Origin of the sequence: Devosia sp. (genome assembly GCF_035944845.1) — a bacterium.
GTDB lineage: Bacteria > Pseudomonadota > Alphaproteobacteria > Rhizobiales > Devosiaceae > Devosia_A.
The window spans coordinates 89,550-112,302 of the sequence record NZ_DASZAW010000068.1 but is presented as its reverse complement, the minus strand read 5'-3'; the positions used below and the strand labels follow the sequence as shown (position 1 = coordinate 112,302).

The 22,753-nt window shown below is 65.9% G+C and carries 26 protein-coding genes; 7 read left to right on the top strand and 19 right to left on the bottom strand.

The features are described from left to right. Nucleotides 1-3: 3 nt before the first annotated feature. The 8 genes from ccoS to ccoN form a co-directional block, all read right to left on the bottom strand. The gene (ccoS, locus tag VGV07_RS13115) at nucleotides 4-150 is read right to left on the bottom strand and encodes a cbb3-type cytochrome oxidase assembly protein CcoS (protein ID WP_326869153.1); all 147 of its coding nucleotides are present in this window, start codon (nucleotides 148-150) and stop codon (nucleotides 4-6) included. Further along, a complete protein-coding gene (locus VGV07_RS13110) occupies nucleotides 147-2,393 on the bottom strand; it encodes a heavy metal translocating P-type ATPase (protein WP_326869152.1) in 2,247 nt (748 codons plus the stop codon). Before VGV07_RS13110 ends, ccoS begins: the two co-directional genes overlap by 4 nt. After that, entirely contained in the window at nucleotides 2,390-2,884 is a 495-nt protein-coding gene (locus tag VGV07_RS13105) for a FixH family protein (protein ID WP_326869151.1), read from the bottom strand. The genes VGV07_RS13110 and VGV07_RS13105 overlap by 4 nt, the downstream gene beginning before the upstream one ends. Beyond that, nucleotides 2,881-4,443 (bottom strand): cytochrome c oxidase accessory protein CcoG, encoded by a 1,563-nt coding sequence (gene ccoG / locus VGV07_RS13100; protein ID WP_326869150.1) that lies wholly within the window; start codon nucleotides 4,441-4,443, stop codon nucleotides 2,881-2,883. Before ccoG ends, VGV07_RS13105 begins: the two co-directional genes overlap by 4 nt. Before the next feature lie 299 nt (nucleotides 4,444-4,742). After that, a complete protein-coding gene (gene ccoP, locus VGV07_RS13095; protein ID WP_326869149.1) occupies nucleotides 4,743-5,606 on the bottom strand; it encodes a cytochrome-c oxidase, cbb3-type subunit III in 864 nt (287 codons plus the stop codon). Further along, the gene (locus VGV07_RS13090) at nucleotides 5,603-5,788 is read right to left on the bottom strand and encodes a cbb3-type cytochrome c oxidase subunit 3 (RefSeq protein WP_326869148.1); all 186 of its coding nucleotides are present in this window, start codon (nucleotides 5,786-5,788) and stop codon (nucleotides 5,603-5,605) included. The genes ccoP and VGV07_RS13090 overlap by 4 nt, the downstream gene beginning before the upstream one ends. Before the next feature lie 12 nt (nucleotides 5,789-5,800). Further along, nucleotides 5,801-6,532, bottom strand: a complete 732-nt coding sequence (gene ccoO / locus VGV07_RS13085) for a cytochrome-c oxidase, cbb3-type subunit II (RefSeq protein ID WP_326869147.1) — start codon at nucleotides 6,530-6,532, stop codon at nucleotides 5,801-5,803. An 11-nt stretch (nucleotides 6,533-6,543) separates the two neighbouring features. Further along, the gene (gene ccoN, locus VGV07_RS13080) at nucleotides 6,544-8,160 is read right to left on the bottom strand and encodes a cytochrome-c oxidase, cbb3-type subunit I (protein ID WP_414649947.1); all 1,617 of its coding nucleotides are present in this window, start codon (nucleotides 8,158-8,160) and stop codon (nucleotides 6,544-6,546) included. A gap of 140 nt (nucleotides 8,161-8,300) precedes the next feature. Here ccoN and VGV07_RS13075 point away from each other — a divergent pair, with 140 nt between their 5' ends. The 4 genes from VGV07_RS13075 (at nucleotide 8,301) to VGV07_RS13060 (ending at nucleotide 11,577) form a co-directional block, all read left to right on the top strand. Further along, nucleotides 8,301-8,741, top strand: a complete 441-nt coding sequence (locus tag VGV07_RS13075; protein ID WP_326869146.1) for a hemerythrin domain-containing protein — start codon at nucleotides 8,301-8,303, stop codon at nucleotides 8,739-8,741. 207 nt (nucleotides 8,742-8,948) lie between these two features. Then, nucleotides 8,949-10,034: a LacI family DNA-binding transcriptional regulator gene (locus tag VGV07_RS13070; protein WP_326869145.1), complete on the top strand. Its 1,086-nt coding sequence runs from the start codon at nucleotides 8,949-8,951 to the stop codon at nucleotides 10,032-10,034. A 164-nt stretch (nucleotides 10,035-10,198) separates the two neighbouring features. After that, nucleotides 10,199-11,095, top strand: a complete 897-nt coding sequence (locus VGV07_RS13065) for a GGDEF domain-containing protein (RefSeq protein WP_326869144.1) — start codon at nucleotides 10,199-10,201, stop codon at nucleotides 11,093-11,095. Nucleotides 11,096-11,121: 26 nt separating this feature from the next. Beyond that, nucleotides 11,122-11,577, top strand: coding sequence for a response regulator (locus tag VGV07_RS13060; RefSeq protein ID WP_326869143.1), 456 nt, complete (start codon nucleotides 11,122-11,124; stop codon nucleotides 11,575-11,577). A 37-nt stretch (nucleotides 11,578-11,614) separates the two neighbouring features. Here the strand turns inward: VGV07_RS13060 and VGV07_RS13055 are convergent, their stop codons facing one another. From VGV07_RS13055 to VGV07_RS13035, 5 genes are all read right to left on the bottom strand, one after another. Beyond that, on the bottom strand, nucleotides 11,615-12,589 hold the full coding sequence (locus VGV07_RS13055) for an alpha/beta hydrolase (protein ID WP_326869142.1): 975 nt from the start codon (nucleotides 12,587-12,589) through the stop codon (nucleotides 11,615-11,617). Between the two features lie 58 nt (nucleotides 12,590-12,647). Further along, nucleotides 12,648-13,118 carry a GyrI-like domain-containing protein gene (locus tag VGV07_RS13050; RefSeq protein ID WP_326869141.1) on the bottom strand — a complete coding sequence of 157 codons (471 nt, stop codon included), beginning with the start codon at nucleotides 13,116-13,118 and terminating at the stop codon, nucleotides 12,648-12,650. Between the two features lie 80 nt (nucleotides 13,119-13,198). Beyond that, entirely contained in the window at nucleotides 13,199-14,179 is a 981-nt protein-coding gene (locus tag VGV07_RS13045) for a 1-phosphofructokinase family hexose kinase (protein ID WP_326869140.1), read from the bottom strand. Then, complete coding sequence (locus tag VGV07_RS13040) at nucleotides 14,176-15,114, bottom strand: class I fructose-bisphosphate aldolase (RefSeq protein ID WP_326869139.1); 939 nt, start codon at nucleotides 15,112-15,114, stop codon at nucleotides 14,176-14,178. The genes VGV07_RS13045 and VGV07_RS13040 overlap by 4 nt, the downstream gene beginning before the upstream one ends. 12 nt (nucleotides 15,115-15,126) lie before the next feature. Next, nucleotides 15,127-16,134 carry a glucokinase gene (locus tag VGV07_RS13035; RefSeq protein WP_326869138.1) on the bottom strand — a complete coding sequence of 336 codons (1,008 nt, stop codon included), beginning with the start codon at nucleotides 16,132-16,134 and terminating at the stop codon, nucleotides 15,127-15,129. 171 nt (nucleotides 16,135-16,305) lie between these two features. Between VGV07_RS13035 and ppsA the strand changes: the two genes are divergently transcribed. The 3 genes from ppsA to trxC are packed head-to-tail and all read left to right on the top strand — an operon-like array spanning nucleotide 16,306 to nucleotide 19,429. Further along, entirely contained in the window at nucleotides 16,306-18,702 is a 2,397-nt protein-coding gene (gene ppsA, locus VGV07_RS13030; protein WP_326869137.1) for a phosphoenolpyruvate synthase, read from the top strand. Between the two features lie 10 nt (nucleotides 18,703-18,712). Beyond that, nucleotides 18,713-18,970: a hypothetical protein gene (locus VGV07_RS13025; protein ID WP_326869136.1), complete on the top strand. Its 258-nt coding sequence runs from the start codon at nucleotides 18,713-18,715 to the stop codon at nucleotides 18,968-18,970. A gap of 9 nt (nucleotides 18,971-18,979) precedes the next feature. Further along, nucleotides 18,980-19,429, top strand: coding sequence for a thioredoxin TrxC (gene trxC, locus VGV07_RS13020; protein WP_326869135.1), 450 nt, complete (start codon nucleotides 18,980-18,982; stop codon nucleotides 19,427-19,429). 6 nt (nucleotides 19,430-19,435) lie between these two features. Here the strand turns inward: trxC and VGV07_RS13015 are convergent, their stop codons facing one another. The 6 genes from VGV07_RS13015 to VGV07_RS12990 all read right to left on the bottom strand — a co-directional run bounded on the left by VGV07_RS13015 (nucleotide 19,436) and on the right by VGV07_RS12990 (nucleotide 22,749). Then, complete coding sequence (locus VGV07_RS13015) at nucleotides 19,436-19,582, bottom strand: hypothetical protein (RefSeq protein WP_326869134.1); 147 nt, start codon at nucleotides 19,580-19,582, stop codon at nucleotides 19,436-19,438. Between the two features lie 32 nt (nucleotides 19,583-19,614). Continuing rightward, nucleotides 19,615-19,896, bottom strand: coding sequence for a hypothetical protein (locus VGV07_RS13010; RefSeq protein WP_326869133.1), 282 nt, complete (start codon nucleotides 19,894-19,896; stop codon nucleotides 19,615-19,617). Between the two features lie 9 nt (nucleotides 19,897-19,905). Then, on the bottom strand, nucleotides 19,906-20,286 hold the full coding sequence (locus tag VGV07_RS13005; protein ID WP_326869132.1) for a translational machinery protein: 381 nt from the start codon (nucleotides 20,284-20,286) through the stop codon (nucleotides 19,906-19,908). 10 nt (nucleotides 20,287-20,296) lie between these two features. Then, a complete protein-coding gene (locus VGV07_RS13000) occupies nucleotides 20,297-20,947 on the bottom strand; it encodes a BON domain-containing protein (protein WP_326869131.1) in 651 nt (216 codons plus the stop codon). Nucleotides 20,948-21,013: 66 nt separating this feature from the next. Continuing rightward, entirely contained in the window at nucleotides 21,014-21,901 is an 888-nt protein-coding gene (locus VGV07_RS12995; protein ID WP_326869130.1) for a hypothetical protein, read from the bottom strand. Between the two features lie 14 nt (nucleotides 21,902-21,915). Beyond that, the gene (locus VGV07_RS12990; protein WP_326869129.1) at nucleotides 21,916-22,749 is read right to left on the bottom strand and encodes a universal stress protein; all 834 of its coding nucleotides are present in this window, start codon (nucleotides 22,747-22,749) and stop codon (nucleotides 21,916-21,918) included. Between the last annotated feature and the right edge of the window lie 4 nt (nucleotides 22,750-22,753).

Sequence of the window (22,753 nt, the reverse complement as noted above, 5' to 3'; positions counted from 1 at the left end):
GGCTCAATCCTTCACGTCTTCCTCGAAGATGCGCTCGCTGGCGCCGTCGAGATCCTCATATTGGCCCGAGCGCAGCGCCCACAAGAAGGCTGCGAGCGCCGCAAGGCCCATCAGCACTGCAATCGGGATGAGGACGGCGAGCCCGCTCATGCCGCGCGCTCCTCGACCAGCATCCGCCCGGCGGGTGCGGACCGGCCGGGCCGGCGCTCGAAGCGCAGCCGCAGCGCGTTGGCGACGACGATCACCGAGGAGGACGACATGGCGACCGCCGCGACCAGCGGCGTCACCAGCCCGCTGATGGCGAGCGGCACGGCGATGGCGTTGTAGCCGATGGCGAGGACGAGATTCTGCGACACCAGCCGCGCGGCACGGCGCGCCGTGCCGACCACGAACGGCACGGCTCCCAGGTCGTCGCCGGCAAAGACGAAGTCGGCGGCGCTGCGCCCGATATCGGCGGCCGAGGTCGGCGCCATGGAGACATAGGCGGCGCGCAGCGCCGGGGCGTCGTTGATGCCGTCGCCCACCATCATCGTGCGCCCTTCCCCTACCGCGGCGACCTTCTGCTGGGGGGTCAGCCCGCCCTGCGCGGTCGAAATGCCGACCGCCGCCGCAACGGCGTCGACCGGGCCCTGCCGATCGCCCGAAACGAGGCGCGACGGCACCCCCAGCCGGCTGAGCTCGGCAATGGCGGCGCGGGCACCGGAGCGCGGCAGGTCACTGAAGCGATAGCTGGCGCGGAGCTCGCCATCGGCAACGAGGCAGACCTCGGTGAAGGGCTCGCCTTGAGCCTCGGGCAGGCCGCACCAGGCCCGGCTGCCGAGCCGCCAGGTCACCCCGCCGGCCACCCCTTCGACGCCGCGCCCGGCGATTTCGCTGATGCTGCCGGCAAACGGCCGGCCATGGCCGGTATGGGCCGCGAGGGCGCGCGACAACGGATGGGTGCTGGCCGTGGCGAGGGCGAACGCCACGTCGCTGGCCATCGCATCGACCGCATAGCCTTCGACCACCTGCGGCTGCCCCTCGGTCAGCGTGCCGGTCTTGTCGAAGGCCACCGAGGTGACCTCGGCGGCACGCTCCAGCGCCGCGCCGTTCTTCATCAGCACGCCGCGCTCGAACAGCCGGCCGGCCGCCACGACATGGACGATCGGCACCGCCAGCGCCAGCGCGCAGGGGCAGGTGATGATCAGCACCGCCACGGCGTTGAGCAGCGCGGCGTGCCAATCGCCACTCACGAGGCCCCAGCCGAGGAACGTGGCGATGGCGATGGTGTGCACCACGGGGGCATAGATGGCGGCGGCCCGGTCGGCGATGCGGCGGGGGCGCGTGCGGGCGCCCTCGGCCGCATCCATCATCGCCGCCATGCGGGCGAGCAACGAGTCGGTCGAGGCGCGCACGGCGCGCAGCTCCACCGGTCCGCCGAGATTATTGGCGCCGGCCACCACCTCTTCGCCGCGGGCCAGTTGCTGCGGCGCCGTCTCGCCGGTGATGATCGAATAGTCGAAGCTGCCGCTGTCGGCGATCAGCGTTGCATCGACCGGCACGCGCTCGCCGGCCTTGAGCTCGAGCCGCATGCCCGGCGCGATCTCGTCGAGCCGCAGATATTCGCGCCGGCCGTCGTCATGGATCCGGGTGGCGCCGCGCGGCTGCAACCGGGCGAGCCCGGTGATGGCGCTGCGCGCCCGCTCGCGCATCAGGTGGTCGAGCGTGCGGCCGATCAGCAGGAAGAAAAGCAGGCTCGTCGAGGCGTCGAAATAGGCGTGCTGGCCCGACTGCACGGTCTCGAACAGGCTGAGCGCCGTGGCGAGGATGACGCCGATGGAGATCGGCACATCCATGTTGGTCTTGCCGACCTTCAGCGCCCGCCAGGCCGAGCGGAAGAAGATGCGGCCGGCATAGGCGATGGCCGGCAGCGCGATGATCGCCGAGATCCAGTGGAACAGGTCGCGGGTCGCGTCATTGGCGCCCGACCAGATCGAGACCGAGAACAGCATGATGTTGCCGGCGGCAAAGCCCGCGACGCCGAGCGCCCGGATCAACTCGCCCAGCACCGGATCGCCGCCGGTCTCCTCGGCGGGGTCGAGCACATAGGTGTGGTAGCCGCTCTGGCGGATCGCCGGGGCCAGTTCGGCCGGGCTGCCTTTGGCCGGGTCGAACGCCACGCGGACGCGGCGCGCCGTGAGGTTGACGCGGGCCGCCGACACCTGCGGCAGCGCAGCAAGCGCCGCCTCGATCGAGCGGATGCAGGCGGCGCAGTGTGCATCGGGCACCGCGAACTCGAGCTGGCGCCGGCCGTCGCCGAGCGGTCGGCTGAGCGCCAGCAGCGCTGGCGCATCTGCCTCGATGGCGCTGGGGTCGTCGATGACGCTGTGGGCGCCGGGCACGCAGCAGGTCATGGCGCCGCTCCCGCGACACTGAAGCGCTCGTGCAGCTCGAACGGGCCGCGCGGCGTGTCGGCTATGCTCACCCGCGCCTCCCAGACCCCGGGCCCGAGCGCCACCGGCCCGGCATAGATGCCGTCGGGCCCCCGGCTCAGTACCACCTGCTGGTCGTCGTGTCCGCCGACCGGACGGTTGATCTGCAGCACCGGGTTGCCCAGCTCGACGGCGCGCCCGGCTGCGTCGACGACCCTGAGCAGCGCCCTGCCCTCGACATAGTCGAGGCTGGCGCTCCAGCCCGCCTGCTGCTGGGCGATGTGGGCAAGGCGCTTTGCTTCGAACTCCTGGCTCGCGACATAGGAGTTCTGCACCACCAGCCCAGTCCAGCTGACCGAGGAAACCACCGCCATTCCGACGTTGACGGCAATGACGACGCCGAAGAACCCGACGATCGCCAGCAGCATGTGCCGACCGGTAAACTCGCCGGGCGCGGCTTTGGGAGAGGTCATTTCCGCTTCTCCGGTACATCGAAAGTGGTCTCGACGTTGCGTGTGATGCCTGCCGCCTCGTCGGCGACGACGATGTGGAAGTTCGTCTTGGCGGCGGGCAGCGCCTCGGGGGCAACCCGTACATAGAGCCGCACCGGCAACACCTTGTCGGGCTCGAGGGTGAAGCTCAGCCGGTCGGCGGCTTCCGCCTCGCCCTCGGCCAGCGCCAGGGTGCTACCCGGCAGACCCTCGAGCCGCAGCACCACCTCGCGCGGCTCAGGCGCCATGTTCAGCACCTTGACGTCGAAGCCGTTGCGCACCGAGCCGTCGCGCAACTCGACGTAAAGCGGGTTCCGGTCGTGCAGCACATTGACCGAGAGCGGCGAGCGCAATGCCAGCGCCGTAAGCATGGCGAGCCCGATGGCGGCCCAGCCGACGAAATAGACGATGGTGCGCGGCCGGACGATCGAGCGCCAGTCGGTGCGCTTGATCGCCTCGACCAGCCTGCCGGTGCCGGCATCGCGAACCCGCGATGGCTGCACCGCCCGGCCGCCGGCGGTGGCCAGTTGCATGTTGCGATTGTAGTCACTGAGCGTCGCGTAGGAGATGAGCCCCCGCTCCTTGCCCAGCCGGGTCATCACGTCGTCGCAGGCGTCGATGCACAGCGCACAGGTGATGCATTCGAGCTGCTGGCCATCGCGGATGTCGATGCCCATCGGGCATACCACCACGCAGGCATTGCAATCGACGCAATCACCTACCGGTTTGCCCTCGGCGATCGCCTTCTTGGCGTGGCGGGTGCGCGGCTCGCCGCGCCAGTCGTTATAGGTGACGGTGAGCGAATGCTCGTCGAGCATGGCGCCCTGGATGCGCGGCCAGGGACACATGTAGGTACAGACCTGTTCGCGCAGCAGGCCACCGAACGTGTAGGTCGTCGCCGTCAGCAGCGCGATGGTGGCATAGGCGACAGGCGGCGCCTGGAGGCTTACCACGTCACCGAGCAGGGTGGGTGCGTCGGCAAAGTAGAAGATCCAGGCGCCCCCCGTCAGCACGCCGATGATGAGCCAGGTGGCGTGCTTGAAGGTGCGCTTGACGAGCTTGTCGGCCGACCACGGCGCCGCATCGAGCTTGATGCGGGCATTGCGGTCGCCTTCGATCGCCCGTTCCACGGCAAGGAAGAGATCGACCCAGACCGTCTGCGGGCAGGCATAGCCGCACCAGGCGCGCCCAACGGTCGAGGTGACGAGGAAAAGCCCGATGCCCGCCATCACCAGCATGCCGGCGACGTAATAGAATTCCTGCGGCCAGATCTCGATGAAGAAGAAGTAGAATCGCCGGTTGGCGAGGTCGACCAATACGGCCTGGTCGGGGGCGAACGGCCCGCGATCCCAGCGCAGCCACGGGGTCACGTAGTAGATGCCGAGCGTGATCAGCATCACCAGCCACTTGAAGCGGCGGAACTGCCCGCTGGCGCGCTTGGGGAAGATCTTCTTGCGTGGCGCATAGAGCGGCTGCCGGCGCCCGGCAGTGTTCACCGCCTCGACGTCATAAGTCTGGGTATCGGGAGTATCGGCTTGCATCGGGCGTCCGGGGTGGTGTCGGTCAGTTGTCGCATGGGGTCGGCGACACGGTTTGATCTCGGTCAAGTCGCGGCGAGCGCCGGGGGCGCTCGTCCGCTCCCTCGGCCTCATCCGCTTCTCTATCCACCGGCCGGGCCACAACGGAGGACAGGAAGCACCCATGTTTGTAGCGATCTTCCACCAGCTTCGCTGGTCCCCGCCCCGCGGGGGAGGATCGCCGCACCGCCGGTGACTGCTACCAGGAGAAAGAGGGGGCGCTTGCGGCCGCCCCCTCCCTCGGATGGCGGAGAGAGCGGTCGCTACTGACCGCCACCGAGACCGTGCACGTAGACCGCAAGTTGCTTGGCTGCCGTATCGCCCAGCCGGGCCCCCCAGGCCGGCATGACGCCGTGACGCGGCTGTTCGATCTGCGCCCGGATCGCCTCGAGCGTGCCGCCATAGAGCCAGATCTGGTCGTTGAGCGACGGCCCGCCAACATCGACCAGCCCTGCCCCGTTGTCGCCGTGGCAGCTGGCGCAGTTGTCGGCGAACAGCTGCTGCCCCTCGGGGCTCGCCACCCCGCCCTCGATGCCCGAGAACGAGGCCACCTGTTTGGCCACCCGGTCGATATCCTCGGCACCGAGGATCCCGTCGACGGCGAAGTTCGGCATGAGGTTGTAGTGAGTGTCGGCATCGCTGGGCGAGCGCGCGCCGTGCGTGATGGTCTGGTAAATCTGCTCGATCGTACCACCCCATACCCATTCGTCGTCGTTGAGATTGGGGTAGCCGGCGCTGCCTGTCGCGCCAGTTCCGTGGCACTGCGAGCAATAGACCTTGTAGAGCGACTGGCCGCCGGCCCGGGCGAAGCGCGCGAGGCCGTCGTCCTTGAGGATATCTGCGACCGGGGTGCTCGCCACCGCCTTGAGCCTGTCGCCTTGCGCGGCCTTGGCGGCGGCGAGATCGGCATCGAGCACGGCGCGGCTCGAGTAGCCGAGCAAGCCGGTGGTCGCCGACGAGAGCATCGGCCAGGCCGGAAAGGCGATGGTGTAGCCAAGCGCGAACAGGATGCAGCCATAGAAGGTCCACAGCCACCAGCGCGGCAGCGGGGTGTTGAGTTCCCGGATGCCGTCCCATTCGTGCCCGGTGGTCTCGACGCCGCTGAGCTTGTCGATCTCGTCGCTCATTGGCCGGCCTCCCGGTCGCGCGGCGTAGCGTCATCGAGCGGAATGCGCGCCGCCGCCATGGCGCTGGCCCTGGCGCCGGGGCGCACGAGGAAGAACACCACGGCAAGGAAGATCGCCATCATGTAGAGGAGGCCCCAGCTGTCGGCGAAGTGCCGGAGCGTATCGTAGAGTGCGGTTGGCATGGGTTCGCTCGCTTAGCGGTAATTGGCTTCGGCGTCGTAGGTCGTGAAATCGACCAGCGTGCCGAGCATCTGGAGATAGGCGACCAGCGCATCCATCTCGGTGATCCGTTTCGGGTTGCCGTCAAAATCCTCGGCCTGCACGTTGTTGTAGCGTGCGCGCAGGCCCGAGGTGTCGGCATCCGGCGTGGCCTGGGCCTCGAGGTCGCGTTCCGCATTGGCGATGGCGTCCTCGCCATACGGCACCCCGACCGCGGCATTGGCCTTGAGACTGGCCGTGACGTTGCGGGTGTCGAGCGGCGTATCGGAGAGGTACGCGTATCTGGGCATGATCGACTCGGGCACCAGCGCCTGCGGGTTGCTCAGGTGCTCGACGTGCCACTCGTCCGAGTAGCGGCCGCCGACCCGCGCCAGATCAGGCCCGGTGCGCTTGGAACCCCACTGGAACGGGTGGTCGTACATCGACTCCGCCGCCAGCGAGTAATGGCCGTAGCGTTCGGTCTCGTCGCGGAACGGCCTGATCATCTGGCTGTGGCAGGTGTAGCAGCCTTCACGGATGTAGATGTCGCGGCCCGCCAATTCGAGCGGGGTATAGGGACGCATCCCTTCCACTTTCTCGATGGTGTTCTGGAAGTAGAACAGTGGCGCGACCTCGACGATGCCGCCGATGCAGACGACGACCAGCGAGAGCGTGAGGAGCAGCGTGGCGTTGCGTTCGATGACGCCGTGCTTGCCGAGAATATCCATGGTCAGCGCTCCTATTCGGCCGGCTGCAGTTGGGCGGTGGGGATCGGACGCTCGTTGCGGACGCGGCCGCGGATGGTCATCCAGATGTTGAAGGCCATCACCAGGCCGCCGGCGAGGTAGAGCATGCCGCCGAAGGCACGGGCGATGTAGTAGGGGTGGAGAGCGGCGACGGTTTCGGCGAACGAGTAGACGAGGAAGCCCTCAGCATCGTATTCGCGCCACATCAGGCCCTGCATGATGCCCGAGACCCACATGACGGCGGCGTAGATGACGATGCCGGTGGTGGCGAGCCAGAAGTGCCAGTTGACCATGCGCAGCGAGTAGAGCTGCGTGCGCCCCCACAGCCGCGGCACCATGAAGTAGACTGCTGCGAACGAGATCATGCCGACCCAGCCGAGCGCGCCAGAGTGCACGTGGCCGATGGTCCAGTCGGTATAGTGGCTGAGCCCGTTCACCGACTTGATGGACATCACCGGACCTTCGAAGGTCGACATGCCGTAGAAGGCGACGGCCATCACCATCATGCGGATGATCGGATCGCTGCGCACCTTGTCCCAGGCGCCGCGCAGGGTCATCAGGCCGTTGATCATGCCGCCCCAACTGGGCATCCACAGCATGATCGAGAACACCATGCCCAGCGTCTGCGCCCAGTCGGGCAGCGCCGTGTAGTGCAGGTGATGCGGGCCGGCCCAGATGTAGAGAAAGATCAGCGCCCAGAAATGGATGATCGACAGCCGGTAGCTGTAGACCGGCCGCTCGGCCTGCTTGGGCATGTAGTAGTACATCATGCCGAGGAACCCGGCGGTGAGGAAGAACCCCACGGCATTATGGCCGTACCACCATTGGGTAAGCGCATCCTGGACGCCCGAGAACAGCGAATAACTCTTCGAGCTGAAGGGGCTCACCGGCATGGCGAGGTTATTGACCACGTGCAGCATGGCAATGGTCACGATGAACGACAGGTAGAACCAGTTGGCCACATAGATATGCGGCTCTTTGCGCTTGATGAGAGTGCCCAGGAACAGCACCAGATAGGCGACCCAGACGACGGTCAGCCACAGGTCCGTGTACCATTCGGGCTCTGCATACTCGCGGCTCTGCGTGATGCCGAGCAGGTACCCCGTCGCCGCCATGACGATGAACAGCTGGTAGCCCCAGAACACGAACCAGGCGAGATTGTCGCTGATCAGCCGGGCGCGCGAAGTGCGCTGCACGACGTAGAAGCTGGTGGTGATCAGCGCCGTACCGCCGAAGGCGAACACCACGGCCGAAGTATGCAGCGGCCGCAGGCGACCGAAGTTGAACCAGGGCCCGAAATTGAGTTCCGGCCAGGCCAGCTGCAGTGCGATGACGATACCGACGAGGAAGCCGACACAGCCCCAGAACACCGTGAGGATCGAACCGATCCTTACCGGCGCATCGAAATAGGCCGGCGCGTCGGCGGTGGCCGAGGGCGCCGACAGCGCGGGGGCCGCCGGCCGGCGCATCAGGATAATGGTGGCGAGGCCGAGCACCGCGGCGATGATGCCCCAATGCGCAGAGAAGGCCGCGTCCTGTCCGAGCCCGGACAGGACGAGCGACAGGAACGTGCCCCCTCCCAGGATGATGATCCAAGGCAGATTCTGCAAAGCGGCCCTCGTGATGCTGCGGTATGAAACGCCGCAACCCTACGAGGCCCGCTGCGGGAAATTTTGATCCAGATCAACGCTCGCGCCGCCGCTGCGGCCTTTGCTTGTCGAATGTGACGGAGGCGACGAAGGGAGCCAAAATGCAGGTGAAACGCAGCCAGCCGCCCGAGCCTGATTTGAGCGAGTGCTTCGCCCAGCAACTGGCGCTCTGTGATGTGCTCGAGGAAATTGCCGACTCGCTGCCCTATGCGCTCAACCACCAGCGGTGCCTCCGCGCCGCGCAACTGATCGGCCCGGTGCTCAGGGGCGCCCATGCAGCAGAAGAGGCCGTGCTGTTTCCCCGGATCCTCGCTGCTCACGCCAACGGCAAATCCGTGGTCGAACAGTTGCGGCTCGAACACCTCGAGGACGAGTGCTTCGCCGAGGAAGTTCAGTATGAATTGCAACTCCTGGGCTGCCGGCAGCCGGTGCTCGCCCCTGACGCCACCGGCTACATGCTGCGAGGCTTTTTCGAGTGCCTGCGCCGGCATGTGCGGCATGAGCACGAGCTGATGGCCAATCTGCCGATCCCGACGCATTGAGTGAGCCGGCCAATGCCTACCAGCTTGCCTCAGGCGAGACCTGAGTGGTCAGCTGGTTACGCTTTCAATCAGCAGCTTGCCGCCGCGGTCATTGCGACGATCGGTCCCGTCCATCAACTCGGGTCACAATTCTTATCTAAAACGTTTTGAGTCATTAAGAACTAGCCGATATGTTCTCGCACAAGGATTCATGGTTCTTATGGCCCAATGCCTCTTCAAAACGATTTAGGAAACGTCGCTACGCTTCGCTCGATCGGCGAAAGCCTCGGGCTCTCTCCGGCCACGGTCAGCCGGGCGCTGAACGGCTTTCCGGAGGTCGGCGAGGCGACGCGGTTGCGCGTCATCGAAGCGGCGCGACAGTTGGACTATCGACCGAACCAGGTGGCGCGAAAGCTGGTTTCGGGACGGTCAGGTATCGTTGGCCTCGTCGTGGACAAACCTCGCTCCCTTGCAACGGACACCACCTTCTTCGGCGTGATCAGCGAGCTGTCCGCGAGCCTGGCAGCCCGCGACGTGGACCTCGTGCTGCACGTTTCGACGGATATGGACGAAGTCGAACCGTATCGACGGCTGCTCGCCAAAGGGACGCTTGACGGGTTCATCCTCAGCGGACCGCGGCCGGACGACGCTCGCATCTCGTTCCTCGAGACGGCCGGTGCCAACTTCGTGGTACACGGGCGCCATGCCGAGAGCGTTTCCTACCCATATTTCGACATCGACAACCGGGCCGTGTCCGAGCTTGCGGTAGAGCTGTTATGCGACCTCGGACACCGACGCATTGCGCTCGTCAACGGTCCCGCCGATCTGGCTTTCTCCGCCGACCGGCTGCACGGCTTCCAGACCTCGTTGCAGCAACGTGGGCGGTCAGTTCCGTCCAGATCGGTCGTACACGGGCCCATGACCGAACAGCAGGGCTACATCACCGCCTTGCGCATGTTTAATGGCGAGGCAGGGCAACGGCCTACCGGAATTGTCTGCGGCTCTACCGTGCTGGCGGCCGGCGTGATGCGCGCCGCGATCGAGCTCGGGCTGGACATACCCGGTGACGTGTCGATCGTCTCGCACGACGACGACGTCCCGCAACTGCCTGCTGCCGGCTTTGCCGTGCCACTGACCACCACCTGGTCACCGCTGACTTCAGCCTGCGCCCCGCTTGTCGAAATCCTGCTGGCGCGCGTCGCCGGGGAACTGGAGCCAGGCAGGCTTCAACACGTGGCTGGGCCAGACCTTGTGCTGCGCCGCTCGACCGGCGCTGCCCGGGACAAGGGAGAGTGGGTCCGGACGGACTTCTGAGGGAGGGGGAAATCCAGAATCTCGAGAGTGACTACGCACGAGCCGAGCATGCGCTCAGCCTCATGCGGCGGGGAGCCGTGCCGCCGGAGCCTCGCTACTACGAGGTCTTCCATGTCTCGGCGTCCGGAACTCGCCCAGCCCTCACTGCGCGCGTGCAGGAGCTGTTGGCCAAGGGCACGGCACCGCTCACCAATGCGCTGGACCGGCTGTACACCGAGTTTATCGCCGGTGAGATGCCGGCCGACAAGCTGGAGCAGGTCTCGATGGGCGTATCCGGCGCCATCGCGGATACCGAAGCGGCGCTGGGATCGGCGTTGGGATCAGTCGCCATCTATGCGGATACTCTTGCGGAAGCCTCGCAGCAGCTTTCGGGCGGGCTCGATCCGGACGGCCTGCAGCAGTTGACCGACGCGTTGCAGAACCGGAACTCGCGGATGGTCAGCGAAGGCGAGGAACTGCGCTCGCGCCTGTCGATCGCCAACAACCGCATCAATGCACTCAGCAGCGACCTGGCGGCCATGCGCCGCGAAGCCATGATCGATCCACTCACCGGCGTATCCAACCGCCGCGCCTTCGAACGGCGCTTGATGGCCGAGATCGAAGACGCTGATCGTAGCGGCGCTCCGCTCGTGTTGGTGATGGCGGATATCGATCACTTCAAGCAGTTCAACGACAGGTTCGGACACCTGGTCGGCGACCAGGTCCTTCGGCTCGTGGCGACGACGCTTGCTGCCAACGTCAAGGGGCAGGATTGCCTCGCCAGAATCGGCGGCGAGGAATTCGCCCTCCTGCTGCCTCGCACCGCGGCGATGGACGCGGAAAAGCTCGCCGAAGCGATCCGTTTGGCCATCCAGGCCAAGGCGCTGGTCAGCCGAGCTACGGGACAGCAGCTGGGGAGGGTCACTGCATCCTTTGGGGTGGCGCTCCATCGTCGCGGCAGGCCCGGGGACGAACTGATGGCTGCTGCCGACCGTTGCCTCTATGCCGCCAAGGCGAAGGGGCGAAACTGCGTGGTTCAGGCCGACGACGCCACGGCCGGCCACCAGGGTGATGCGCGATGAGCTCGCATGCATCAAAGACGGTCCGCGTGCTCGTCTGCGACAGCACGCGGCACGCCTCCGACCTGCTGGCCAGCATGCTCCGGATGGCAGGTTTCCGGCAGATCACCGTTGCAGAAAACGTCAGCGCCTTCACCGAGCAAATCGGCCACGGCAGCTTCGGCCTTGCCTTCCTCGGCGATCATCCAGAGGCTTTGAACGGGGCGGCGCTGGTTCGCGGCATCAGGACCACCGAAGCGCAAAAGGGTCGCTACACGCCGATCGTGATGATGTTCTCGGACGCCACGCAGCGTAGCATCGTGTTGGCTCGCGACGCCGGGGTGACGGATTTCATCCGCAAACCCGTCAGTCCGGCAATCCTTGCCGTTCGGGTGGAACAGGTGCTGAGCCGGCCGCGGCCAGTCGTAACCTCGCCCACCTATTTCGGACCCGATCGGCGTCGACGCGACGCAACGTTCAAGGGCGACAATCGGCGAGGGAGCTAGGTCCCGGGGCGTGCGCTCTGGCAGCCAAAACGTCCGATCATGCGTAGCCGATCTGCTTGAGGAAGCCATCGATCAGCACAAAGCTCTCGGCATCGTGCCCGATGCCGATGTGTCCGCCGTCGGCATAGACATGCACTTTTGCTCCGGGGACACGTTCCCCGATGTAGCGGGCTGCTGCTGCGGTTCCGAAACCATCGTCCTGGTATGAGACGGCCAGGGTCGGCGCGGTAATCGTTTCGAGCGCCATCGGCGCCGGGTTGCCAGCCAGCAGCGCGTCGTTCAGCAAGCCGTCGGCCCGCCGGCTCACAGGCAGGATCGAGTGCAGAATTTGCCGTGCCCTCGCCTGTTCTTCCGGCCCGGCCGCCTTGACCAGGGCAGGCCTCGTGGCAAGCAGGGCTTCGGTCAGCAGGTCCGGCAGTGTCGTGATGGCCAGCCAGAACAGGAAATCCGACCGGAGCGCCGCCATCGCCATGCGCATCTGATCGGGCGGTACCGACTGGACCGGCGTGTTGCGCGGAACATAGCTCGCCGGGACCAGCGGCAGCAGGGCGGCACAGCGAGTCGGATGCCGGATGGCGAACGCCAATGCAGACAAGGCGCCGGCCGACCCGCCGGCGATCGCGATCCTTTCAATGCCGAGTGCATCGAGCAGATCGACAAAGGCGTCCGCCTGGTTATCCGATGACGGATCATCGGGGAATGCAGAGCGCAGGTAACCGAAGCGCGACGGGGCGATCACGCGATAACCTGCCTCGCTGAAGCGACGGGCAAAGAACAATCCCTGGTCAAACCCGCCGCCGGTGCCGTGCACCAGGAGAAGCGGCGCTCCGCTTCCCGCTTCGGCATACTCGAGCGCGCCAAAGCGCGAGGGGACCAGCAGGCTCAGGTCGGGAGCCACGAGGGCGTTGGCTTTGGCGAGCTCGCTGCCATAGGCGACCGCGACGGCTCCGCCGGTTGCGGCAAGCCCTGCTCCGAGTACCCCCAACCCCAAGAGCGCCCTGCGCGAAACCATCTCGCCATCCCCTCGTGCCGCTCATCGAACGTCGACACACGGCCGCGCCTGATCGACGCTACTTCGCCGCTTCGACGGGCCAGATCACATCGGTGCGGATCTGCTCCGGCGGCGTATCCGGCGGGCTGAGGTAGCTCTCCCACATGTCCTTGCCGGGCGAGAGCTTCCGGGCCTTCATGGCCGTGGTCATCAGGTCATAGGTCCTGGATACGGTGTCGTAGGGGCCGACATGGGTCGCCGTCATGTTCTTGCCGGCAGGAGTGTTTCCGATGGAGAGACCGGCCGCACGCAGCGCCGGAACGTCGTTTTCCAGCACCGGGAACCCGAGCTCGAAACTGGCCGATGTCGCATCGAAGTCGGTGTAGTGGGCCAATGGGTTGCCTGCCATCGCCGCCTTCGCCACCCTAAACATCTGGCCCAGGGTGGCGAACCCCTGCCCAATGGTCGCAGCCATTTGCGGCAGCGTCGAGCGCAGGCTGATGTAAGCGAAGGGTCTGGGCGTCAGTTCGACAATGACCGGATCGGCCATGATGACCTCCTGTTGTTTGGCCCAACCTAGCGGCACGTTCTCGCGGCCGGCTTGATCCAGATCATTTCTGAACGGCGCCCTCACACGCCCGAAGCGGCCGGCGCGGCGGCCTGGCTGATATAGGTGACCTTGCCGGTCTCGTTGTAGAACCGCTCGGTGCTCGTGCGCTCGCACAGCTGGGTGGCTTCGCGCGTGACGGCGGAGGCTGCCGCGGCGACGCCGAAGCGGTTGGCGGATTCGAGCGACCAGCCGCGCGCCAGGGCCAGGGTCAATGCCGCGACATAACTGTCACCGGCGCCGACCATGCTGTGCACCTGCACCTCGGGCGGCGCGATGCTGAACTGGCCGTCGCGAGTGGTAACGAGCGAGCCGCGTTCACCCATGGCAAACACGGCGACATCGGCCACCCCCGCCGCAACCAGTTGCGCTGCGACAGCAGCCGGATCGCCACGCGTCGGGGACTCCGTCGCCAGTTCCTCCGCTTCCAGCTGGTTGAGCCGGATCAGGAACGGACGTCCGGCGAGGCCGTGCTGCAAGGCGGCGCCATGCGTGTCGAGGATCAGCTTTGCATTGTTCCAGCGGACAACGTCGCCGAGGCGGGCATAGAAATCCTCTGCGATACCGGGCAGCAGACTGCCGCTCGCCACCACGTAACCGACGCCACCCGCAATGATGCGACCGAGTTCGGCGAGTATCTCCTCGCCCTGTCGCGGGTCCTGCACCGGGCCGGGCAGCACGAAGCGATAGTGGAGCCCGGTTTCCTCCTCCATCACAGTCATTGACGTGCGCGTCTCGCCTGTCAGCGCGTAGTTGATACAGTCGACACCGGCAGAGCGCAGCAGGTCGCTGTACTCATGGCCGGTGTGTCCCCCAAGTGCGACAAAGGCGCGGCTGCTGCCGCCCAGTTCGCGGATCGCCCGCGAGACATTTGCGCCACCACCGCCCGGATGCAGGATTGCCGGCCCACATCTCAGCTTGTGCTGCGGTTCGAGCCGCGGAACCGTGGTCGTCAGATCGAGCGCCGGATTGAGGGTGACCGTCAGGATGGGCAACTGGGTCATGAACCGGCCCCCGTCCTTGCGGCGGCCACGTGGATCGCGGCAACCTTGCGGAGCATCGTCAGCGCCTCGCCGCGCGGCCGCTGAAAGCTGTTCCGGCCTACGATCGAACCGTGCCCGCCGCCGGCGGCGATAGCCGTGATCTCTGCCAGAACGGCATCGATGCCCTTGGCCGGACCGCCGGAGAACACCACCAGGCGGCGCCCCGCGAACGCCGCCTCGAGAACATGGGCGACGCGCTGCTCAAGCGTCGACAGGTTATAGTTCGCGCCCTCGCAAGCCAGCCTGGCCTGGGTTGTTTCGAGGCGATCGGTGGGGGGCTTCACCTTGATGATATGTGCCCCCAGTTGTGCGGCAATCTGCGCGCCGTAGGCCACCACGTCGACTGCCGTCTCGCCCTCATGGGAGAGCGTGCCGCCGCGTGGATAGGCCCAGATGACGACGACGAGGCCGTGCGCCCTGGCTTCGGCGGCCCCAGCCCTCACCTCTTCGAACATCTCGTACTGACGATCCGAGCCGGGATAGATGGTGTAGCCGATGGCGCTGCAGCCGAGCTCCAAGGCGTCGCGCACCGTCGCGGTGACCGCTTCGTCCTTGATCGCGCCAAGCCCATTCGCGTTGTTGGCCTTGAGGATGAGCGGCACCGCGCCGGCATAGCGGTCGGCGCCCACCGTCAGGAACCCGAGCGGCGCCGCCAGCGCACTGACCCCTGCCTCGATGGCGAGTTCGAAGTGATAGCGCGGATCATATCCGACCCGATTGGCTGCAAAGCTTGCAGCTGGTCCGTGCTCGAAGCCCTGGTCGACCGGCAGGATGACCAGCCGACCGCTGCCGCCGGTATCCCCATGCATGAGCATGCGGGCGAGATTGGCTTTCACGCCCGGCCGCTCGCCATCGTACCAGCTGAGCACCTCGCGTACCGCGTCGGTGAGCTGCATGTCATGGCTCCGTCAGTAGGCCGCCCGGGCGGTCGGTCGGGGGGCAAGCGCGTGTGACGGCAGCGAACGAGCCATAGCGATGGCGGCCCCGCGCAGGCCGGCGTCCGCTGCAGTCTTGATCACCTTGACCGGAAGCCTGGCGACATAGGCGGAACGATCGCCCCGGCTTTCGAAGGCCTCGCGAAAATGCCCGGTCTGGAGTGCCGGGATGATGTTGGCGATGAGGCCGCCGCCCATGTAGAGGCCACCGCGGGCGCCATAGAGGAGCGCGATGTCGCCTGCCACGCGCCCCAGCCAGGTCGCCATGATCTGCAGGGCGCGAGTGGCTAGCGGATCCTCGCCCGACAAACCAAAGGCCGCAATCTGCTTGGCGCCGCTGGACTTGCCCTTCACCTTCGCCTTGCTGGCAAGCGCCTGGTAGAGCGCAGCGAGCCCGGCTCCGGTGAAGACGTCGTCGCAGGCGATGTAGGGCTCGGCGAGAAAACCGTCCCCCAGTTCGGCCAGGTCGTCGTCGGTCGGCACGAAGCGCAGGAAGCCGCCCTCGCCGACAACCGGTACCCAGTCTTTGTCGGCACGGACGAGCCCGGCAATGCCTACAGCGGCACCAGACATCAGTACTGCCTTGTTGCCGTAGGGGACGGGAGTCCCGGCATGCAGCTCGTGCAGGTCGTATGCCGAGAGGTTCGGCAGCACCAGCGCACTCGCCTCGACATCGTTGATGAGGCAAACGTGGTCCGCCCGCGTTGCAGCCCGCACATCGTTGCGGCTCAGCTTCCAGTTTCGGTAGGTGAAAGTCGCCGCGTCCCCCTCCACGGTTCCCGCCAGGGCAAGCGATACCTTGTTGGGGCAACGGGGCACGGACGCGAGATAGCGCTCGACGGCCTGCATCGGCTGCTCGAAATCGGCGGTACTGAGAAGTGCGAAATTGGACACCGACAGCTCGTCGATGTCGGCGATGGCCAGGCTGACATACCTGGCGCCGAAAGCGCCGACCAATGCCTGACGTGAATGCTCGACCATCTGGGACCTCCCTGTTTCGTCTCGACGCAACATGGCGCCGCTTGGGGCCGGTGCGTTTGATCTGGATCATCCGGCCATCCGTTTGACGCGGATCAAGAACCCGGCGCTTCAGCAGGGCCAGCATCCCCGACGACCGGGCCTGCAGAGCCCCGCCCAACTGGAGCACCGCCGATGTCGCAACACGTCAATCAGATCGCCTGGTTCGAAATGCTTCGCCGCACCGATGTCGGACGGGTGGGGGGCAAGAACGCCTCGTTGGGTGAGATGGTGCAGGCCCTCGTGGCAAAGGGCATCCAGGTGCCACCCGGCTTCGCAACCACCGCCGAGGCCTATTGGCACTTCATCGAGGCCAACGATCTGAGGAGCCGGATCGCCGGCCACCTGGCCGCCTGGGAGGAGCAGCGCGCCAGCCTGGCTGAAACGGGCGACGCCATCCGGAGCCTGATCCTCAAGGCGAGTTGGCCCCAGACCACCGCCGAAGCGATCCGGTCGGCCTATCGCGAGCTATGCCGGCGCGGTGGCGGAGGCGACATCGACGTCGCAGTCCGCTCGAGCGCCACCGCCGAGGACCTGCCCGACGCGAGCTTTGCCGGCCAGCAGGAAACCTTCCTCAACATCCGGGGCGAGGCTGCGCTGCTCGCGGCCTGCCGGCGCTGCTTTGCGTCGCTGTTCACCGACCGGGCGATCAGCTATCGCAAGGCAAAGGGGTTCGATCATATGAAGGTTGCCCTGTCGATCGGCGTGCAACGCATGGTGCGGTCGGATCTGGGCAGTTCGGGCGTGATGTTCTCGATCGACACCGAAACCGGCTTCGACAAGGTGGTGCTGATCAACGGCGCCTGGGGCCTGGGCGAAAACGTCGTCCAGGGAGCCGTTGACCCCGACGAGTACGTGGTCTTCAAGCCGTTCCTCGATCGCCCCGAAGTGGTGCCGATCATCGAAAAGACGAGAGGCGCCAAGACCATCAAGATGGTCTATTCCGGCGGCGAGACGCCGACCCGCAACGTGCCGACATCGAAAGCGGAGCGCGCCGCCTTCGTCCTTGCCGACGAAGAGATCGTCACGCTCGCCAAATGGGCCGTCGCCATCGAACAGCACTATGCCTGCCCGATGGACATGGAATGGGCCAAGGATGGCGCCACGGGCGAGATGTTCATCGTACAGGCCCGGCCGGAAACGGTGCAGGCCCGGCGCGAGGCCGGCGCGATGAAATCCTACCGGGTGCAGCAGCATGGCCGCCGACTGCTGGCCGGCCTCGCGATCGGCGATGCCGCGGTGAGCGCGCCCGTTTGCCTGCTCGACAGCGCGGCCGATATTGCGCAGTTCGTCGACGGCTCGGTGCTGGTGACCTCGACCACCGATCCCGATTGGGTTCCGATCATGAAACGGGCCGCAGCGATCGTCACCGACCATGGCGGGCGGACATCGCATGCGGCGATCGTCAGCCGCGAACTCGGTTTGCCGGCGATCGTCGGCACGGGCAACGCCACCGAACTGCTGCATAGCGGTCAGGACGTCACCGTCAGTTGCGCCGAAGGGGACGAAGGCGCCATCTACGAGGGTTCGGCTCAGATCGACATCCAGACGCTCGACCTCGAGCACCTGCCTCAAAGCACCACCCGCGTCATGCTGAACCTTGCCAATCCGGGCGCGGCGTTCCGCTGGTGGCGCCTGCCGGCCGACGGTGTCGGCCTGGCGCGCATGGAGTTCGTCATCAGCAACGCGATCCGCATTCATCCGATGGCGCTGGTCCGCTTCGATGAGCTGCGCGACGAGCAGGCGCGACAGGACATCGAGCGGCTCACCGCCGGTTATGACAGCAAGCCGGAATTCTTCGTTGATCAGCTCTCCCGCGGGCTCGCCCGGATCGCGGCCTCGGCCTGGCCCAAGCCGGTCATCATCCGGATGAGCGACTTCAAGACCAACGAATATGCGGGTCTGATCGGCGGTGCGGGGTTCGAACCCATGGAAGAGAACCCGATGATCGGCTTCCGTGGCGCCTCGCGTTACTATTCCGCGCAGTACAGGGAGGGCTTTGCCCTCGAGTGCCAGGCGATCGCCCGGCTGAGGAGCACGCTCGGGTTCGACAATGTCATAGTCATGATCCCGTTCTGCCGCTCGATCGCCGAAGCCGACCGAGTGCTCGAAGTGATGGCCGAGCACGGCCTGAAACGTGGCAAGGATGGCCTGCAGGTCTATGTGATGTGCGAAGTACCGTCCAATGTCGTGCTGGCCGCGCAGTTCGCCCGTCGCTTCGACGGCTTCTCGATCGGCTCAAACGACCTGACCCAGCTTACCCTGGGAGTGGATCGGGATTCCGCGGAATTGTCTGGCCTGTTCGATGAGCGGGATCCGGCGGTCAAATGGATGATCGGCAACGTGATCACCGAAGCGCACAAGGCCGGAGCCCGGATCGGGCTGTGCGGCCAGGCGCCGAGCGACCATCCCGAATTCGCCCGTTTCCTCGTCGAGTGCGGAATCGATTCCATCTCCGTCAGCCCCGACAGCTTCGTGGCCGTCAAACATCATGTCGCCGCGGCCGAAGCGGCAAAACGATCAGCAGCCTGAGGATCAGCACATGAACGACCTCGACCACCGTGAACAGGCCCAACTTGGTCTGAAATACATCGAAGACTCAGTCGTCAACCTGCTGACGCGCCACCCCAGGGGCTTGAGCCTGTCTTCGATAGGCGAGGCGCTCGGCCTGGGCGCTGAGCTCGCCCCAGAGCACCGCGACATGATCGCCGCCGGCATCCTGGAACTCCTCACCCGCTCCGGACGTATCCTGTGGGACGAAGCCAGTCACGTCTATGTCGACAACCCGGACAGATCCTGAGCCACTTACATGCCAGAGGAACTTCGAGCAGTCTGCCTCGAGTGCGGCGCCATCAACCGGTTGCCCGTCGGGCGCCCGGCCGTAGAGGCCAAGTGCGGCAGTTGCGGCAAGCTGCTGTTCACGGGACGACCGAGGGAGGTCGATGGGACGATGCTGATGCGGCAGGTCGAGAAGGGCACCATTCCCGTGGTTGTCGACGTGTGGGCTGCCTGGTGCGGACCGTGCCGGGCGATGGCGCCGGAATATGAGCGGGCCGCTGCCGCCGGCGAGCCGACCGCCCGCTTCGTCAAGCTCGACTCCGATGCCGAACAGGCACTCTCTGCCAAGCTTGCCATCCGCAGCATCCCCACATTGCTGCTGTTCAAGTCAGGCAAGGAAATCGGCCGCGTATCGGGAGCCATGTCGGCGGCAAAGATCGGCAGTTGGGTTGCAGATCGCCTGAACCAGGCGAGCCGTTGATCTGGCCTAGCGCAGGCTGCGCGGCGTCGGTCCGACCAGTCCTCGCGCCTCGAGTTCCTTGCGGATGCCGGGCGGCATTTCGCGACAGCCGCAGTTGACCGCATGTTCCGCGTGCCACTCGAGCCGCTGCTCGAGCGTTGCATTTCTGGGCATCGGATGCGCCAGGTGCCACTCGCGATTGAGTCTCATAGCCGCAGCCCCGACTGACGAAGCGCCTCGGCCGCCGAAGCCACCGCCGTGACGAATTCCGGCGCAGCCGGTCCTCCCAGGCTGCCGATCGCGGCCCAGCGCCGCTCATAGCCCCGCGGCAGTACGATCGCATGGTGATGCAGTTCCGCCATCACGTCCTCGGGTATGGCCTGACAGCCGCAATTGGCGACATGCCTCAGATGCCAGGCAATCGCCTCGTCAGCAGAAATGCGAGGCGACAGCAGATGATTGCGATGCCGGGCCTGGTCCGCTTCCATCATTGGCTCCTAGTGCATGCGATCCTGTGCTCGAAACCACAACCGCGCCTCGGCAACGATCTGGGCGTCCGTCGGATGGTCGCTGGCCCGCACATCCCATACCCGGTGCGCGAGCTCGGGGAAGTGTTCGTCGAGATAGCTCTTGAATGTCGTCTTGGCCTTGCCGGGGCCCATGATCAGGATGGCCTCGGCACTTGCGAGGTTCTCGGCTATCTCCCGCATCAGTTCGTGATCCATCTCGATGGTGCCCTCGCCAACGTGGTCAGCCTTTCGGTGCAAATGATGCTCGGGACGGTCGTCGGTCAGCGACTGCATGTCGGCCGTCATCGCGCCGATGTGAAAAATCTTGGCGTGACGCTGGTCGAGCCAGACGCAGGCGTGAAAGCTCATTGGGGGTCTCCTAGAGAACGGTGATCTGGTTGGTGACCTGGGACACGCCGGGCACGCACCAAGCCGTGCTCTCTGCCAGTCCCTTCTCGTGCCAAGACGTCACCTGGCCGGAGAGCGTGACCTCGCTGCCATTGGCGGTCACGTCGATGCGTTCGGCATCGAGCGGGGCGACCCGCGCCAAAGCCAGCTTGATCTTCTCCTGCACCTGGTCGGCGCTAACGGGCGGCCGGATCTGGGCGTCGCTCCGGATCTCGCGCACCCCTTCGAGCAATTCCAGATCGTCGATCGCCGCCTGCAGTTGGAACGGCCAGTCGACATCGCCATGCAGCGTGACCGTGCCGTCCATGACGGCAAGGTGGAGCCGGCTCAGCGGTACCGATACGTTGGAGGCCAAACGGGCATAGGCGCGCTCGGCAATCTGCTCGTCGGACGTCCGGCTGATGCCCGCCAGCTCGACGGAGAGCTCGTTGATGACCACACGCACGCCCTTCACCTGGCCCGCGGCGCGTTCGGCGGCGGAGCGTTCGAGCAGAGTGCCCACGTGCCCCGAGAGGGTTACGATCCCCTGCCGGGCCGCGACACCTATATGGCTGGAGTTGATTGAGGGATCCAGGTCGAGACGCGACTGGACGGCGGCCTGCAGCTTGTGATCTTCACGCATCTGATGCTCCTCAGGCATGTTCGGGAGCTATGCTAGCGTGGGAGCCGTCTACCGCTTTGACTCAGCTCAAACCGAGCGCTTGGGGGACACCGCCGCGAGCGCCAATGATGCTGCAGCCAGCGAACCCGCCAGCAGCACCGGAACGATCAGCAAGGCCGGTCCTGCCGAGACGCCGACGGTTGCCATCCAGCCGATCTTGGCCAGCAGAGCAGTCATTTGCAGTGTGAGAAAGACTGCATAGGCAGGGGCAAGCAGCCGGCCGGCCGACGTTCCGCGCAGATAGCCATAGCCAGCCACGAGCGAGACCGGGAGAAAGATCGCGAGGTCGAACCCCTGCACCACCATCGTCGTCAGGTGGGCCAGCCCATCGGGGTAGAGGCTCCCGCTGACGAGCGGTGGCACGATGACGCTCAGCCACAGCAGGGCGATCAACGCCCCATTGACGATGAGAAAGCCTCCCACATAGGGCCGCACGCCGTTTGGTGGGGAAGGCCATCCCGAAACCTCCTGGCCGCCCGACGCCAGAAGACGCAGCAGAATCTGAAAGAGCAGCAAGACCAGCACGACCCAGAGCAGGAACAGCTCGTTGTAAGTGGCCATTGCGAGGTAGAGCACATACTGCACGAAGAGGTACCCGATGCTTCCGACCAACAGCAGGTAGCCTAACCGCGCACCCCGTCGCGCCATCCAAAGCGCTGCAAACAATGTCGGGACGCCCAAGCACAGGGTTACGGCATCCTGGGCCAGCCCTTGGACAGCGACATCGGCAGGCATGTTTCGATATGGCCCGTAGCCATAGAGCTTGATCAGCTTTCCCGTTACGGCCAAATGCTCCACCGGCCCGTTCCCCGCCGTGAAGACGAACGGCGAGGCCGCTGCCACTAGGGTCAACACCCCGATCAGCCCGACGAAGAACGTGATCGTTGCGGAGATCGGCCTTGCATCGCTCTGCAATCGCCGTGCTTTCTTCAGTGCGACATGAAGATCGGCAGGCGCCGATTGGCCAGCACGGTCCTCGTGGCGCCGCCGAGCACGAACTCGCGGATGCGACTGTGTCCGTACGCCCCCATGACCAGCAGACCTGCACCGCTGTCGACGGCTGCCTGCTGAAGCGCCTCGCCAATGCCGCGCTCCGAGCGATTGAACAGGTGGACCTCAGCCGCGACGTCGTGATGCCGCAGAAAGTCCTGCAGTGCGCCGACGGATGCGGGCTCGACCGGCTTGTCATCCGTTGCACAAAGGATGGTCACATGCTTGACCACCGAGAGGACCGGCAGGGCGTCGCGCACGGCTCTTGCCGCAGCCCGGCTGCCATCCCAGGCGACCGCCGCTGACGCCAGATGGGAGGTGAATTCGCCCGCCGGGAACAGCCATGCCGGCCCGCCGGATCCGAACAGGACGGCCTCTGCGACCATCGCCTGGTCGTCGCTGCTCGCCAACGGCATGAGCAGCGAGCAGTCGAAGGTCCTGGCGCGCTCAGCGAAGAGCGCGGCAGCGACCTCGGGTCGGCTCCTCACGGTGCGCACAGTCACCCCGATCTGAAACCGATGGGCAAGATGGTTGACCTCGTCGATCAGCGGTTTGGCCGCCGCGTGGCTGCGCGCTTCGGCGGCAGCGATCATTCCGGAGATATTGACCAGTGCATCCGCCAGGACGTTCTGAACCTCACCGATGTCGACCTCGTGAACCAGGGCGGTCACCTCTCCTCCCATCGCTGCGGCCATGTCGAACGCCCGCACCAGGCTGTCGGTGGGGGTGGGGTCGGGGTAGGTGCTGAGCGGCAGGAAGAAGCTTAGGGACATCGAA

Excerpts from the sequence above, each read along its gene's own strand:
- ccoS (WP_326869153.1), bottom strand. The coding sequence starts at position 150 with ATGAGCGGGCTCGCCGTCCTCATCCCGATTGCAGTGCTGATGGGCCTT.
- VGV07_RS13110 (WP_326869152.1), bottom strand. The coding sequence starts at position 2,393 with ATGACCTGCTGCGTGCCCGGCGCCCACAGCGTCATCGACGACCCCAGC.
- VGV07_RS13105 (WP_326869151.1), bottom strand. The coding sequence starts at position 2,884 with ATGACCTCTCCCAAAGCCGCGCCCGGCGAGTTTACCGGTCGGCACATG.
- ccoG (WP_326869150.1), bottom strand. The coding sequence starts at position 4,443 with ATGCAAGCCGATACTCCCGATACCCAGACTTATGACGTCGAGGCGGTG.
- ccoP (WP_326869149.1), bottom strand. The coding sequence starts at position 5,606 with ATGAGCGACGAGATCGACAAGCTCAGCGGCGTCGAGACCACCGGGCAC.
- VGV07_RS13090 (WP_326869148.1), bottom strand. The coding sequence starts at position 5,788 with ATGCCAACCGCACTCTACGATACGCTCCGGCACTTCGCCGACAGCTGG.
- ccoO (WP_326869147.1), bottom strand. The coding sequence starts at position 6,532 with ATGGATATTCTCGGCAAGCACGGCGTCATCGAACGCAACGCCACGCTG.
- VGV07_RS13075 (WP_326869146.1), top strand. The coding sequence starts at position 8,301 with ATGCAGGTGAAACGCAGCCAGCCGCCCGAGCCTGATTTGAGCGAGTGC.
- VGV07_RS13070 (WP_326869145.1), top strand. The coding sequence starts at position 8,949 with ATGCCTCTTCAAAACGATTTAGGAAACGTCGCTACGCTTCGCTCGATC.
- VGV07_RS13055 (WP_326869142.1), bottom strand. The coding sequence starts at position 12,589 with ATGGTTTCGCGCAGGGCGCTCTTGGGGTTGGGGGTACTCGGAGCAGGG.
- VGV07_RS13050 (WP_326869141.1), bottom strand. The coding sequence starts at position 13,118 with ATGGCCGATCCGGTCATTGTCGAACTGACGCCCAGACCCTTCGCTTAC.
- VGV07_RS13045 (WP_326869140.1), bottom strand. The coding sequence starts at position 14,179 with ATGACCCAGTTGCCCATCCTGACGGTCACCCTCAATCCGGCGCTCGAT.
- VGV07_RS13040 (WP_326869139.1), bottom strand. The coding sequence starts at position 15,114 with ATGCAGCTCACCGACGCGGTACGCGAGGTGCTCAGCTGGTACGATGGC.
- VGV07_RS13035 (WP_326869138.1), bottom strand. The coding sequence starts at position 16,134 with ATGGTCGAGCATTCACGTCAGGCATTGGTCGGCGCTTTCGGCGCCAGG.
- ppsA (WP_326869137.1), top strand. The coding sequence starts at position 16,306 with ATGTCGCAACACGTCAATCAGATCGCCTGGTTCGAAATGCTTCGCCGC.
- VGV07_RS13025 (WP_326869136.1), top strand. The coding sequence starts at position 18,713 with ATGAACGACCTCGACCACCGTGAACAGGCCCAACTTGGTCTGAAATAC.
- trxC (WP_326869135.1), top strand. The coding sequence starts at position 18,980 with ATGCCAGAGGAACTTCGAGCAGTCTGCCTCGAGTGCGGCGCCATCAAC.
- VGV07_RS13015 (WP_326869134.1), bottom strand. The coding sequence starts at position 19,582 with ATGCCCAGAAATGCAACGCTCGAGCAGCGGCTCGAGTGGCACGCGGAA.
- VGV07_RS13010 (WP_326869133.1), bottom strand. The coding sequence starts at position 19,896 with ATGGAAGCGGACCAGGCCCGGCATCGCAATCATCTGCTGTCGCCTCGC.
- VGV07_RS13005 (WP_326869132.1), bottom strand. The coding sequence starts at position 20,286 with ATGAGCTTTCACGCCTGCGTCTGGCTCGACCAGCGTCACGCCAAGATT.
- VGV07_RS13000 (WP_326869131.1), bottom strand. The coding sequence starts at position 20,947 with ATGCGTGAAGATCACAAGCTGCAGGCCGCCGTCCAGTCGCGTCTCGAC.
- VGV07_RS12990 (WP_326869129.1), bottom strand. The coding sequence starts at position 22,749 with ATGTCCCTAAGCTTCTTCCTGCCGCTCAGCACCTACCCCGACCCCACC.